Source organism: Acinetobacter nectaris CIP 110549 (assembly GCF_000488215.1).
Lineage (GTDB): Bacteria > Pseudomonadota > Gammaproteobacteria > Pseudomonadales > Moraxellaceae > Acinetobacter > Acinetobacter nectaris.
The window spans coordinates 74,405-89,016 of record NZ_KI530723.1 but is presented as its reverse complement, the minus strand read 5'-3'; the positions used below and the strand labels follow the sequence as shown (position 1 = coordinate 89,016).

13 protein-coding genes and 1 tRNA gene are annotated in these 14,612 nt (G+C 38.5%); 8 read left to right on the top strand and 6 right to left on the bottom strand.

Translation table 11 applies throughout. The features are described from left to right. Positions 1–8 precede the first annotated feature (8 nt). The 6 genes from ispG to P256_RS06870 all read left to right on the top strand — a co-directional run bounded on the left by ispG (position 9) and on the right by P256_RS06870 (position 6,411). Complete coding sequence (ispG, locus tag P256_RS06895) at positions 9–1,127, top strand: flavodoxin-dependent (E)-4-hydroxy-3-methylbut-2-enyl-diphosphate synthase (RefSeq protein WP_023272967.1); 1,119 nt, start codon at positions 9–11, stop codon at positions 1,125–1,127. Next, positions 1,124–2,413: a histidine--tRNA ligase gene (gene hisS / locus P256_RS06890; RefSeq protein WP_023272966.1), complete on the top strand. Its 1,290-nt coding sequence runs from the start codon at positions 1,124–1,126 to the stop codon at positions 2,411–2,413. The genes ispG and hisS overlap by 4 nt, the downstream gene beginning before the upstream one ends. A 30-nt stretch (positions 2,414–2,443) precedes the next feature. Next, positions 2,444–3,151 carry a YfgM family protein gene (locus P256_RS06885; protein WP_023272965.1) on the top strand — a complete coding sequence of 236 codons (708 nt, stop codon included), beginning with the start codon at positions 2,444–2,446 and terminating at the stop codon, positions 3,149–3,151. Beyond that, positions 3,152–4,306 (top strand): outer membrane protein assembly factor BamB, encoded by a 1,155-nt coding sequence (gene bamB / locus P256_RS06880; RefSeq protein ID WP_023272964.1) that lies wholly within the window; start codon positions 3,152–3,154, stop codon positions 4,304–4,306. Positions 4,307–4,309: 3 nt separating this feature from the next. Next, complete coding sequence (gene der, locus P256_RS06875) at positions 4,310–5,719, top strand: ribosome biogenesis GTPase Der (protein ID WP_023272963.1); 1,410 nt, start codon at positions 4,310–4,312, stop codon at positions 5,717–5,719. Positions 5,720–5,796: 77 nt separating this feature from the next. Next, positions 5,797–6,411: a 4'-phosphopantetheinyl transferase family protein gene (locus P256_RS06870; RefSeq protein WP_023272962.1), complete on the top strand. Its 615-nt coding sequence runs from the start codon at positions 5,797–5,799 to the stop codon at positions 6,409–6,411. 41 nt (positions 6,412–6,452) lie between these two features. Here P256_RS06870 and secF read toward each other — a convergent pair whose 3' ends face one another. The 5 genes from secF to queA all read right to left on the bottom strand — a co-directional run bounded on the left by secF (position 6,453) and on the right by queA (position 12,228). Next, positions 6,453–7,421: a protein translocase subunit SecF gene (gene secF / locus P256_RS06865; RefSeq protein WP_023272961.1), complete on the bottom strand. Its 969-nt coding sequence runs from the start codon at positions 7,419–7,421 to the stop codon at positions 6,453–6,455. A gap of 10 nt (positions 7,422–7,431) precedes the next feature. Continuing rightward, positions 7,432–9,333, bottom strand: coding sequence for a protein translocase subunit SecD (secD, locus tag P256_RS06860; protein WP_023272960.1), 1,902 nt, complete (start codon positions 9,331–9,333; stop codon positions 7,432–7,434). A 55-nt stretch (positions 9,334–9,388) separates the two neighbouring features. After that, positions 9,389–9,718, bottom strand: a complete 330-nt coding sequence (gene yajC, locus P256_RS06855; RefSeq protein WP_023272959.1) for a preprotein translocase subunit YajC — start codon at positions 9,716–9,718, stop codon at positions 9,389–9,391. Positions 9,719–9,807: 89 nt separating this feature from the next. Continuing rightward, positions 9,808–10,938, bottom strand: coding sequence for a tRNA guanosine(34) transglycosylase Tgt (tgt, locus tag P256_RS06850; RefSeq protein ID WP_023272958.1), 1,131 nt, complete (start codon positions 10,936–10,938; stop codon positions 9,808–9,810). A gap of 252 nt (positions 10,939–11,190) precedes the next feature. Next, the gene (queA, locus tag P256_RS06845; RefSeq protein ID WP_040331942.1) at positions 11,191–12,228 is read right to left on the bottom strand and encodes a tRNA preQ1(34) S-adenosylmethionine ribosyltransferase-isomerase QueA; all 1,038 of its coding nucleotides are present in this window, start codon (positions 12,226–12,228) and stop codon (positions 11,191–11,193) included. A gap of 160 nt (positions 12,229–12,388) precedes the next feature. On the opposite strand from queA, the gene P256_RS06840 reads away from it, so the two are divergent. Beyond that, a tRNA-Leu gene (locus tag P256_RS06840) sits at positions 12,389–12,475 on the top strand. 46 nt (positions 12,476–12,521) lie between these two features. On the opposite strand, the gene P256_RS06835 is transcribed toward P256_RS06840, so the two are convergent. After that, positions 12,522–13,826, bottom strand: coding sequence for an MFS transporter (locus tag P256_RS06835; protein ID WP_023272956.1), 1,305 nt, complete (start codon positions 13,824–13,826; stop codon positions 12,522–12,524). Positions 13,827–14,061: 235 nt separating this feature from the next. On the opposite strand from P256_RS06835, the gene P256_RS06830 reads away from it, so the two are divergent. Beyond that, complete coding sequence (locus P256_RS06830) at positions 14,062–14,529, top strand: helix-turn-helix domain-containing protein (protein ID WP_023272955.1); 468 nt, start codon at positions 14,062–14,064, stop codon at positions 14,527–14,529. The last annotated feature ends 83 nt before the right edge of the window (positions 14,530–14,612 follow it).

Genomic DNA, 14,612 nt, shown 5'->3' with positions numbered 1-14,612 from the left:
CAGTAATAATGATAGTAAACCCGATTAAGCGTCGTCCAACACGAAAAATTCGTGTTGGTTCTGTCTATGTTGGTGGTGATGCACCAATTAGTGTCCAAAGTATGACCAATACAGAGACATGTGATGTTGATGCAACTGTTGCACAAATTCAACGTTGTGTACAAGCAGGCGCAGACATTATGCGTGTATCTGTACCTTCTATGGATGCTGCTCGTGCTTTTGCCGAAATTAGAAAGCAAGTAGATGTCCCTTTGGTTGCTGACATTCATTTCGATTATAAGATTGCACTTGCTGTTGCCGATTATGGTGTGGATTGTTTAAGAATTAATCCGGGTAACATCGGTTCTGAACAAAAAATTCGAGAAGTGGTTGCAGCAGCTAAGCACAACGATATTTCTATGCGTATTGGTGTGAATGCAGGTTCACTCGAAAAAGATTTACAAAAAAAATATGGTGAGCCGACAGGTGAAGCCTTACTTGAATCTGCTTTACGTCATATTGATATTTTAGATCGTCTAAATTTCCATGAGTTTAAAGTGAGTGTAAAAGCATCTAATGTATTTTTAACACTTGATGCTTATCGTTTACTTTCGAAGCAAATTGATAACCCATTACATTTGGGTGTGACTGAAGCAGGTATTTACCGTACAGGTACTGTTAAATCTGCAATCGCACTGGGTGGGTTATTACTCGATGGTATTGGCGATACCATGCGTATTTCTTTAGCGGCAGAGCCTGAAGAAGAAATCAAAATTGGTTTTGATATTCTTAAATCCCTTACTTTGCGCTCAAACGGGATTAACTTTATTGCTTGCCCAAGTTGCTCACGCCAAGAGTTTAACGTGATTAAAGTAATGCAATCTCTTGAAGAGCGTTTAGAAGATATCCGTACACCAATGGATGTATCTGTGATTGGCTGTAAAGTAAATGGCCCAGGTGAAGCAAAAGAAGCAGATATTGGGGTGGTTGGTGCAAGCCCGCGTTCGCTTGTTTATCGTAATGGCGATAAAAGTCATCTTATCGATACCGATCAATTGGTTGACGAAATCGAAACGATGGTTCGTCAGCGTGTCAAAGAGCTTGAAAAAGCAAAGTCAAAAGAAATTATTCGTAGTTCATCATCATGAGTTCAATTGTTGCAATTAAAGGTTTTAACGATATTCTTCCAACACAAACGCCTGCATGGCGACGTTTGGAGCATCACTTAGCATCATTAATGGATGCATACGGCTACCAGCAAATTCGTTTGCCAATCGTTGAGCAAACAGGATTATTTAAACGTGCAATTGGTGATGCAACAGATATTGTTGAAAAAGAGATGTATACCTTTTTAGATAAAGGTAATCCGCCAGAGTCTTTAACATTACGTCCAGAAGGTACAGCAGGCTGTGTTCGTGCCATGCTCGAGCATAACTTATTGCGTGGGGCAACGCCTCGTGTATGGTATGTAGGCCCAATGTTTCGTTATGAAAAGCCTCAAAAAGGACGCTATCGTCAATTTCATCAGTTTGGTGTAGAAACATTTGGTGTAGCAACACCAGATATCGAAGCAGAACTTATTCTAATGACAGCACGCTTGTGGAAACAAATGGGTGTTTTAGACAAGGTTCAGCTTGAGCTAAATACATTGGGTGAAATGGATGAGCGTACAGCTTACCGTAATGCTTTAGTTGAGTTTTTAACAGAACATAAGAATGATCTTGATGAGGATTCTCAGCGCCGTTTGACAACAAATCCTTTACGTATTTTAGATTCTAAAGATGAAAAAACGCAGAAGATTCTAGAAAATGCACCAAAATTGCATGACTTCATGCAAGAAGAAAGCATGGCGCATTTTGAGCAACTAAAACAGTATCTTACAGATGCAGGTATTGCTTTTGTAGTGAATCAAAAGCTTGTACGTGGCTTAGACTATTACAACAAAACAGTATTTGAGTGGACAACTACGGCATTGGGTTCACAAGGAACGGTATGTGCAGGTGGTCGTTACGATGGTTTGGTTGGCCAGTTAAAAGGTAAAGCAAATCAGTCTGTCCCTGCTGTTGGTTTTGCAATGGGTATGGAGCGTTTACTTTTATTATTAGAACAAGTTGAAGAAGCACAGCCTATTTGTGACTGTGAGGTCTTTTTAGTTGCAGATCCAAGCTATCAAGGTAAAGCACTTGTTTTAGCAGAAAAAATAAGAAATGAACTTGAAAGTGCAGATTCTAAAATTCGACTAAAAGTCGGCTCACAAGGCAGTATGAAGAGTCAAATGAAGAAAGCAGACCAATCTGGTGCGACATTTGCAATGATTCTTGGTGAGCGTGAATATGAAGCACAGCAAGTTGGTTTTAAAACGCTTGCAAATGCAGAGCAAACTGAAGTTGCCATTTCAGAAATCACTTCATTTTTATTGCAACAGTTTTCTTAATTTATCTAATTTAGCAAAAGGGATCGTCAGATGAGTAGTGCACTAACAGAAGAAGAGCAACTCGACAATTTAAAATCACTGACAAAGAAGTATGGCTCGGCAATTGTTAGTGGTGTACTCATTGCGTTAATTGCTTTTTTTGGTTGGAACTATTGGCAAAAGAAGCAGCTTGTAACAGGGCAAAATGAAACTGCTCGTGTGCAGCAATTGATGGATCAAGCACAGTCAGCTTCTATGTCTGATAAAAATGCGATGATTGGTTTAGTCACATCAGCAGATGCTATTGTAAGTAATGGCACAGATACAGCACAAGCAATACAAGCAGAGTTGGTGGTTGCAAAAGCATATTCCGATCGTGGTGATTATGCTTCGGCAGAGCGTGCTTTAATGAAAGTGCAAGGGTCTAAAGTCAGTGATGAGGGCTTAATTGCACTGGTGAATTTACATCTTGCATATGTACAAATTGCTGAAAAGAAATATGATGAAGCAGTGAAAACACTTGATTTAATTAAGTTACCTTCATTTAAAGCAACAGTAGATGAAGCACGTGGTGACATTTTTGTGTATAAAAATGATGTTACGAATGCACGTACAGCTTATCAAAATGCATGGAAAGAGGCTGTTGAGCATAAGCAGCAACCACAAATTTTACGAACCAAACTTGAAAGTGTTGGTATTTTGGTAAATGATCCAGACATTGAAAGTCCAATTTTGAAAACACAAGCGGATGACTCTTAAATGAATAAAAGATTTAAAATACCTTTTGTGTTGACTCTTGTTGCTGCTGCTTTAGTGGGCTGCTCAAGTAATAAGCCAAAAGTTGAAAAAATTAAACCAAATCCATTACCAAAACTTGTTCAAGCTAAAACCCTACAACAAGTTTTTTCTGAGCATGTTTCTGCAACCAATAAAAATGATCCATTACGTCTACAAATTGCGGTAGATAATGGCACGTTATTTTTTATTGATCCTAAAAAAGATACGGTTGAAGCTTTTCAGGGCAATAAACGTCTTTGGGCAACACGCATTTCTAAGCATGAAACATTGAGTGCAGGCGCAGTTGCAGGCAATGGCATGGTTATTGTGGGTAATCAAAAGGGTCAACTGTTCGGATTAGATGAAGCGACAGGTGCAGTAAAATGGACAAGTCAATTGTCTGGCCCAATTATTACACCATCTTATATTCAGCAAGGTCGAGTAATCACTGTCACCAATGATGGTAATGTGTATGCACATGACGTAAGTTCGGGGCAACAGCTGTGGACATACCGTTTACCAACTGTAGCTCTTAGCTTACGTGGTCAAGCTGCACCAACACAATTAGATCCAAATACAGTGCTTATTGGCACAGCAAACGCTTATGTTTATGGCATAGATGTCGTGAGTGGTATGCCACGACTACAGCGCCGTGTTGCGGTTGCTGAAGGTTCAACTGATGTTCAACGTCTTAATGATATTGATGGTGATCCTGTGATGATGGGACAGTTCATGGTAACAACAAGTTATCAAGGACAAGTCACTGTGACAGATCTACAGCAGCAACAAGTTGTTTGGAGTGATAACGCAAGTAGCAATAAACGTCCAGAAGTGACACAAGATGCTGTGTATATTACGACAATGGATGGTAAAATTATTGCTTATGGCTTGTTGACAGGGGAGAAGTTGTGGGAAAATGATCAACTTCTACACCGTAACTTAAGTAATCCTGTATTACTTGGCTCAGATCTTGTCGTTGGTGATTTTGACGGTGCATTAAGCTTACTTGATCCGAGTACTGGTAAAATTATTGGTCGTTCAATGACAAAAGGTGATGTAACTTCATTACGTGTTGTTGATAACCAACTCTATGTTTCAACTCAAAAAGGCGCGTTAAGCGTTTGGCAGAATCGTTAATTTATGAAACCCGTAATTGCGCTCATTGGGCGTCCAAATGTCGGAAAATCGACATTATTTAACCAAATCACTAAAAGCCGTGATGCACTTGTTGCTGACTTTGCTGGTCTAACACGTGACCGTAAATATGGTGATGCTGTGTATCAAAATAAATCATTTATTGTGGTGGATACTGGTGGTATTGGTGAAAGTGAACAAGGCATAGATAGCTATATGGCTGAGCAGTCTAAAACTGCAATCCATGAAGCTGATATGATTGTTTTTGTCGTAGATGCGCGTGCGGGTTTATTGGCTTCAGATGAACAGATTGCAAGAGATTTACGTGCTCTTGGAAAAAAAGTTTTCTTAGTTGCCAATAAAGTTGATGGTGTTCATGCTGAAGCTGCTGTTGTGGAGTTTTATAAACTTGGCCTCGGCGAGCCAATGCATGTTGCAGCAAGTCATGGTCGTGGCGTTGCGCAAATGCTTGAAGACATCTTAATTGATGTGCCAGAAGATGAGAATCCAGAGACATTAGATAAACTTACAGGTTTACGTCTTGCTGTCATCGGTCGTCCAAATGTTGGTAAATCAACACTTGTGAATCGTCTTTTGGGTGAAGAGCGTGTTGTCGTTTATGATATGCCGGGTACAACACGAGACTCTGTTTATATTCCTTACGAGCGTAACGAACGTAAATACACACTGATTGATACAGCGGGTGTGCGACGTAAAGGTAAGGTAGATGAAACGATTGAGAAGTTCTCAATTGTTAAAACTTTACAAGCGATTAAAGATGCACATGTCATTGTTGCTGTGATTGATGCGCGTGAAGGTATTGTTGAGCAAGATTTACATCTAATTGGCTATGCTTTACAAGCAGGTCGAGCTTTAGTAATTGCGATTAATAAATGGGACAATATGTCCGAATATGATCGTAAGCAAGTGAAGTTAGATGTAGAAAGACGTTTTGACTTTATTCCATGGGCGAAGATTCATCTTATTTCTGCTTTACATGGCACAGGTGTCGGGGAACTTTACCCATCGATCCATCGTGCATATGAGTCAGCAAACTTAAAAGTATCACCATCAAAATTAACTCAAATTTTGAATGATGCAACAGATCAGCATCAGCCACCACAAATTCAAGGTCGTCGTATTAAAATGCGTTATGCGCATATGGGTGGACAAAACCCACCAACGATTGTGATTCATGGTAATAAAGTAGATAAAACACCTGCTGATTACCGTCGTTATTTAGAAAATATTTTCCGTAAAGTCTATAAGCTTGAAGGAACACCAGTGAGAATTGAATTTAAGACTTCAGAGAATCCATTTGAAGGTCGTAAGTCACAATTAGATGAGCGTACTGCTGCACGTCGCCGTCGTTATGTGCAAAAATTCAAGAAAGCTGAGAAAAAGTATAAGCGCTAATATTGCTTAAATATAAAAAAGCCAAGCATCTTGATGCTTGGCTTTTTCATGTAAACCACTTGCTTAGAAATATATCTATGAAAATATTTGTTCACTATCTTTGCTTAGAAAAACTGTTGAATACAGAGAGTTCCACAAATAAAAAAGTACTGACTAAAATAGAAAAGAAAAATATTCAAAATCAACGTAATTTTTATTTAAAAGAATTTTTACACACAGATAAGCCAATAAATATTACAGAAGATCGGTATGGTAAACCCTATGCGATTGATTATCCTCATTTATGCTTTAACCAATCACATAGTCAATCTTTCTATGCATTGGTATATAACAAGCAGAATGTTCACGTCGGTGTTGATATAGAAGACTTTTCAAGAAGTATTCACATGGATGCTTTAGCTAAAAGATATTTCCATATAGAAGAAGTACGAAAATGGGAAGAAATGGGGAAAAGTAAAAAAATTTGGTTAAAAATTTGGACGATTAAAGAAGCTGTGCTTAAAGCACATGGTTTAGGTATTCGACTCAGTCTAAAAACGTTAAATACAAATATCGATGATAAAACTAACATGGGTATCGTAAGACATGAACAGCTCGGACGATTTCGTTACCAATGCTTTGACATGAAATCTTCTATGATGACTATTGCTTATCAGGATTTAGGTATGGATGCAGAAATTTTTTTTAAATAAAAACAGCACCTCATATGGTGCTGTTTTTTTATCATTAAGAATTATGGAATATTGTGATGTTCTTCATCAAATTCAGGTTTGACTTGTACAATGAAGTCTTGGCGGTTTAAGCCTCTCCAAAGCGCAAATGCTGTACCAATATAAATAGATGAATAAGTACCAACAAAAATACCCACAAACATTGCAACAGAGAACCAATGTAAGCCATCACCACCGAGTAACATCATAGACACGACAACTAAAGTTAATGTCATAGATGTATGTATGGTACGACGTAAAGTTTCTGTCAGTGCAATATCAATGACTTCGCGTGGCGATGCACCACGAATTTTACGGAAGTTTTCACGAATACGGTCAGAGACCACAATATTATCGTTCAGTGAGAACCCGATTACAGCAAGCACAGCAGCTAAAACTGTGAGGTCGAAAGGCCATTGCATTAAGGCAAAAACACCTAAGATTGCAATGATATCGTGGAATAACGATAAGATTGCACCCATCGCAATTTTAAACTCAAATCGGATTGTTACATAAATAAGCATGAGTAACAGTGCAAGTGCTACAGCACCCGCAGAGCGTACATAAAGCTCATTTCCGACTTGACCACCCACAGAGTCAACTTTATGTAATGTTGCAACATTATTTGGCACTTGTACTGCTTTCGTGAGTGCTGCATTGAGATCTTCAACTTTCATGTCTTGTACAGGCATGCGGATGAGCAAATCGGTATTGCTTCCTAATGTTTGTACAACACTATGTTTAAAACCAGATGTTTCAAGAGATTGAACAACTTGGTCTTGATCGACACCCCTTTGATACGTTACTTCTGCAGCAATACCACCTGTAAAGTCTAAACCGAGGTTTAAACCTTTGGTACAAATGAAAAAGATACTTGCAAGCGTAATAAGCACAGAGATGATTGCTGCTGGTTTAGCAATCTTCATAAAGTGAATAATACGTTCGTTATCTGGGCGGCCGTATTGCTTCTCTGGTTGAGTTACTTTGGTCATATTAATCTCCTTAGATACTCAACTTTTGTAAGTTACGACGCTTGCCATAAATAAGTTGGACAATTGCACGAGTTACAGTAATTGCTGTAAACATTGAACAAATAATACCAATCATAAGTGTGACGGCAAATCCTTTAATAGGGCCTGAACCAATTGCAAATAGAATGAAAGCAACAATAAATGTTGTTAAATTCGAGTCGAAAATGGTGTTATAGGCACGATCATAACCTGCAACAATCGCTTGTTTTGGCGATGCTCCCCACTTCATTTCTTCTCGGATACGCTCACAAATTAGAACGTTTGCATCGACTGCCATACCAATGGTAATAACAATACCTGCGATACCGGGTAGGGTAAGAGATGCACCAATCCAAGACATAATGGTTAGAATCATTGCGAGGTTAAATACCAATGCAAAGTTTGCAATCAAACCAAATAAGCGGAAGAAGACAATCATCCATAGTGCAACAAGAATAAAGCCAACTTCGGTAGATAAAATACCTTTGTCGATGTTTTCTTGACCAAGACTAGGGCCAACTACACGCTCTTCAACAAAGTACATTGGCGCAGCAAGTGCACCTGAACGTAACATGAGCGATAGCTCAGCAGCCTCTTGAGGTGAACTTAAACCAGTAATACGGAACTGTGAACCGAGCATTTGCTGAATCGTTGCTGCATTAATGACTACAGATTCTGTATAAGGTGTACGGACTTCTGTTTGAGCGCCTGTATGTGGGTCGGTAACGTAGGTAATACGCTGTTTATTTTCAATAAATAATACAGCCATACGTTTGCCAACAGCACTACGTGTCGCATCTGACATCAGTTTACCACCAGCACTGTCAAGTGTGATGTTTACTTCAGCACCGCCAGAGTCTTGGCTTAAACCTGAAGATGCATTCTGAACACGTTCACCCGTTAAAATGCGGTTACGCTGTAGTAAGATTTGACGACCACTATTAAGTGATTGATACGCAAACAGTTCAGTACCTGCAGGCAAAGGTTGTCCGTTATATTTACCTGTATAAGGGTCGATATATTGATCATTTTGGTTTGCAACTAAGCGGAACTCTAAGTTTGCTGTACGACCAAGGACACGTTTTGCTTCCGCAGTATCTTGTACACCCGGTAATTCAACAACAATACGGTTACTACCTTCTGTTTGTACAACAGCCTCAGCAACACCTAACTCGTTAATACGGTTACGAAGTGTCGTTAAGTTTTGGTTAACAGCGTATGATTGAATTTCCTGACGTCGTGTATCTGTATAGTTTAGGCGTAAAGTTGGCCCTGTATCGGTTGCAAGTGCTTGTTGAGAAAACTCATTGCCATTACGACGTAAGAACCCCATCGCATTATCACGATCATTGTTGTCTGCAAACTGCACAGTAATAATATTATTATTTAAACTTATATTATTAAATTTAATATTATTATCACGGAACTGACGACGTAAATCTGTCGTAGATGTTTCCATGCGTTGCGCAATTGCTTTGTCCATATCTACTTCGAGTAGAAAATGAACACCACCACGTAAGTCAAGGCCAAGCTTCATTGGTTTAGCACCAATTTTTTGTAGCCATAGTGGTGTAGTTGGTGCAAGGTTTAATGCAACAACATAGTTGTCACCAAGACCGCGACGTAAAGCATCTTGAGCTTTTAATTGTGTGCTAGAGTTACTTACGCGTAGTAACGCAGCATTATTTGTAAAGCTATTGTTGTGACTTGCAATTTGTTCGCTTTGTAAAATTTGCTCTGCTTTTTGTAAGATAGACTGGTCAATCGTTGTACCAGCCTTGGCTCCCGAGATCTGAACAGCAGGTTCATCTGGGTACAAACTTGGCAGTGCGTATAATGTACTAATCACAAGAACAAAAATGATTAGTAAATATTTCCATGCTGGGTAACGCATTTGCTATCTTCTTAATATGAGAAAGTCGTGCATTTGCACGACTTGAAATAAAAAATTAAAGACTATTTAGAGTGCCTTCTGGTAGTACAGAAACAACGCTTGAACGTTGAATTTTGATTTCTACACCGCGACTCAGTTCAACAACTGCATAGTCACCCTCAATTTTTTTAATACGACCCATTAGACCGCCTGCAAACACCACTTCACTTCCTTCACCTAAGCTCTCAATGAGGGTACGATGCTCTTTGGCACGTTTAGATTGTGGGCGCCAAATTAAAAAGTAAAAAATAGCAACGAAAACAACAATCATACCAATATTGGCAATCATGCTTGGTTGCTGTGCAGCGCCTTCAGCGGCGTGAGCAGTAGAAATAAACAGGCTCATTTAAATTTCCTAAATAATAAAATCAAAAAAGATACTTGATTACTTGAGCAATGTACCTTGTCTTGGCAGTGAGCGCAAATGTATGCAGATTACTCATCAGCAGGGCAAGGTGGTACTTCTAAACCACGGCGGGTATAGAAGTCTTCTACAAAGGCATCAAATGTTCCTTCATCAAGTGCATGGCGCATCGTTTCTGTGAGGCGTAAGTAATAACGTAAGTTATGTATTGTACCTAGCATAGAAGCCAACATTTCGCCACACTTCTCTAAATGGTATAAATATGCACGTGTAAAGTTTTTGCAAGTATAGCAATCACAATGCGGGTCTAATGGACCTTGGTCATGGCGGTATTTACTGTTACGGATACGTACTAAACCATCCGTAACAAAGAAATGTCCATTACGTGCATTACGTGTTGGCATAACACAGTCGAACATGTCTACACCACGACGAACTGCCTCGACGATATCTTCTGGTTTTCCAACACCCATTAAATAACGTGGTTTGTCTTCTGGCATTTTGTTTGGTAGGTAGTCTAAGACTTTAATCATTTCATCTTTTGGTTCACCAACAGATAGACCACCAATGGCATAGCCATCGAAGCCAATATCAAGAAGACCTTTTAAAGATTCATCACGTAAGTCTTCATACATACCACCTTGGATAATTCCAAAGAGTGCGTTAGGGTTGCCGTTATTGGTATGTGCTGTTTTACAACGTTTTGCCCAACGTAGGCTGAGTTGTAATGACTGCTGTGCTTGCTCATGGGTAGCAGGATAGGGCGTGCACTCATCAAAAATCATCACGATATCTGAATTGAGTGTTTGCTGAATTTCCATAGAAATTTCAGGTGATAAGAAGACTTTAGAACCATCGATAGGCGATCTAAAGGTAACCCCTTCTTCTTTAATCTTACGCATTGCGCCTAAGCTAAAAACTTGGAAGCCGCCTGAATCTGTTAAAATGGGTTTATTCCATTTCATAAACTCATGTAGGCCACCGTGTTCTTTAATGACCTCTAGACCAGGGCGTAAGTAAAGGTGGAATGTATTCCCTAGAATAATTTGGGCATTAATGTCTTCGATATCACGAGGAAGCATGCCTTTTACTGTGCCATATGTACCAACTGGCATAAATACAGGTGTTTCAACCACACCATGTTCAAGTGTTAAGCGGCCACGACGGGCACGACCAGACTGACCTAACTTTTCAAACTTCATATGTCATCCGAATCAAGGCGAAAAAACAGTTCGCTGATGCTGAGTGCATAAGCACTTCTTTAAAAGTGTTCTATTTTCCTAAATTATGCGTAGAGATGCCACCTTTTATTCAGGTGTTTTGTAAGGAAGTCTATGTTTTTTTCCAAGATTTATTTTTTATTATTTTATAAAAAATATGACTATTTCAAATGAATGACAAAATGCTGAATGATGATACAAGAAGGCGATACCTATGTTGGTATCGCCTTATATTTATACGGCTGCTTGGTCAATAAGCATGGCATCGCCATAACTAAAGAAACGATATTTTTCTGCTACAGCATGTTGGTATGCTTTTAGAATATTTTCACGATTAGAAAGGGCTGAAACTAGCATCAGTAATGTTGATTCTGGAAGGTGGAAGTTTGTAATTAAGCGATCGACTACACAAAATTTATATCCTGGATAAATGAATATTTGTGTATCGCCTGTCCATGCTTGAAGTTTTCCTTGATGGGCTTGAGCAGCACTTTCTACGGCACGTGTTGCTGTTGTACCGACTGAAATAACCTTATTGCCTCGTGCTTTGGTTGCTTGAATTAAATCGACTGTTTCCGATGGAACATGACACCATTCACTGTGCATAATATGATTTTCAATGTCAGTGGTACGAACAGGTAAAAAAGTACCTGCACCGACATGTAATGTCACAAATGTTTTTTGGATACCTTTTTGTTCGAGTTTTTTGAGTAGTGCATCATCAAAGTGAAGACTAGCGGTAGGTGCGGCAACACTTGCAAGTTTTGTTGGGTCATTGAAAACTGTTTGATAGCGCTCGGTATCAATGTCTTCGGCTTCTCTGTTGAAGTACGGAGGAATTGGAAGCTGACCATATAAATCGAGTACAGTCAAAATAGGCTGTGAAAATTCGACAATATAAAGGTTCTCATGGCGACCTTTGACTGTTACAGGCACAGCATCTTTGCCAATGAATAAGGTGGTTTCAGGTTTTGGTGAGTTACTTGCTTTAATATGACAGTAGGCAATGAATTGATCTTGCATACGTTCTACTAAAACTTCGACAGCACCACCACTTTCACGTTTCCCCTTCAAGCGCGCTTTCATTACCTTAGTGTCATTGAGTACCAATAAGTCACCTTCATTGAGTAAGTCTACAATGTCAGTGAATTGGTGATCATGATATGCACCTGTTGCATCGATATGTAAAAGACGTGAAGCACTACGTTGTTCGAGTGGGTAGCGTGCAATAAGTTCATCGGGAAGGTCAAAGTTAAAGTCAGAAAGCTGCATAGTCATCATTAAAGCAAATTTTATCTATTATAAACATTTTCTGTTTTAAGCATACAAAGGCTTTAAATTGTATTTGCTTTAAAAAGCAACAACTCGAACATGATTTTATTGACAATGTAAAGAAAGTGCGTAATATACAACAACACAAACCCATACTCTTCCCGAGGTGGTGAAATTGGTAGACGCGGTGGATTCAAAATCCACTATCAGAGATGATGTGTCGGTTCGAGTCCGACCCTCGGGACCAAGTCTTACATTCGTAAGTCTTCTTATAAAATACTTACATACAACTCTTATCCCTTTTTAAACCATTCTTGATGATATTCGTCAATTTGAATTTCATGTTTATGCACACCATGCTGACAATGCATTACGAGGTGTGGATGATCAGGTGCTAAATCATCATGTTTGTGTTCAATAGCAATTTTTTCACTTTTCCAAAATATGAGTGTGGTGATGAGCGAGCCGAGTGCGATAACTGACATCATTAAAAAACAAAAAGACATTCCCAAATGACTGCTATAACCAACTAGTGGATAGCAAATTAGCCAACATGCATGAGAAAAAGCAAACTGTGCACTGAATAAAGTTGGGCGTGTTTGATCTGTGCTTGAGCGATTAATAATATTGCCTATAGGGGTCTCTGTAATGGATAGGCTAACTCCTAAAATAAACCATAAGCATAGAAGCTCTCTATAACTTTGAATAAATTCTCCTATAAATAAACTTAATGTAAGTAGGGCTGCACCAATACACATGACATTTCTATCTTTATATTTTTCAAGAATAGAGGGAAGTGAAAAAGCAGCAAGCATTGAGCCCAATCCAAAAGCAGTATATGCCCATGTAATTGCTTGGGTATTCATAGAAAAATGAGATTTGACGATACTGACTGTCGTTACAATGACTATAGCGCTTGCGGCAGCAATTGCTAAATTAAGTAGAATTAAGCCACGTAGTTGAGGTGTTTTGAAGTATATCTTTGCCCCTTGCTGCATACGTTTAAAGGGTGATTGTTGTCGGTATTTAATCGTAGGAATAGCTGTGTGCCATACGAAGAAAATTGAACCTAAGAAACCAATAACGGCCACTAAAAAAAGTTGATGATAGCTCATTATAGCAAGCAGAAGACCTGTTAAAATTGGACTAACAATATTTTCTAAGTCATAAGCAAATCGTGATAACGATAGTGCACGTATATAGTCTTTTTCCTGCGGTAAAATGCTTGGAATAATGGCTTGAAATGTTGGTGTAAAGACGGCAGATGCAGATTGTAGAGTGAATACAAGCAGATAAACTTGCCATAGTTCTGAAACAAATGGTAGTGCAATGACGCAGCTTGCTCGAATACTATCTAAAATAATAAGTGCAGTTTTCTTCGAAAATTTTTCAATATATGCTGAAAAAAAGGGGCCTATAAAAATATAGGCAAGCATTTTAATTGCGAGAATTATGCCTAAAATTTCTGTCGAATGACCTGTGGAAAAATGATATGCCTGCAATGCCAAGGCAATTGTAATGATTCCTGTACCGACTAAAGCAATGACCTGTGCAAGAAATAAGTTCCGATATTGCTGATTTTTTAAAATATAGAGCATATTAACATTTGAGGTTAAAAAACATACAAAACAAGTTTAACGATAAATACATCATTAAACCTTAAAGCATTCTTGATATTTTTAAGGTTTGAGCAGTATGTGCAAATAAGCTGAGTGAATGTGATGATGTCACCTTATTGTCAGGTAAATGTCGGTATCCTGTCAGGTTGTTGTCATGTTGATTTTTATAGATAAATAGCATAATTGTTCTGAAAGTTTTTATTTGGAAAGTATTATGGAATACCACAGTAAAGTACGAGCATACCGTTTAAAAAATGGATGGTCACAAGAGCAACTTGCAGCATTAAGTGCGCTGAGCGTTCGAACCATTCAACGTGTAGAAAATGGAGAGAGGGCAAGTTTAGAAACATTGAGTGCATTAGCTGCTGTATTTCAGATAAGTGTGCATGATATTTCTGATGAAAGTATAGGTACAGAGGATGCTATGGACTCAAAAATTTTAGAGGCTGAAAGTCGTGTTAAGCAAGAAATTCACTTTTATACTGCACTGGCATCTTATGTTCTTGTATGTTCAATACTTGGCCTATTAAATTTTATTTTTACACCTCATAAATTATGGGTAATTTGGCCTATTGCAACATGGGGGTTGTACTTGTTTATCGTGTGGTTACGTTTATTTATTTTTTCCCAAAAACTAATGCAATGGCAGAAAATGCGAGTTCAGAAATTATTAAGAAAATAATAGAAATATAGGTTTAGCTAGCGGGTTTAAAAGAGGTGTAAAATACTTACAATATTTTTATACGATAATAGTAGTTTGATAAA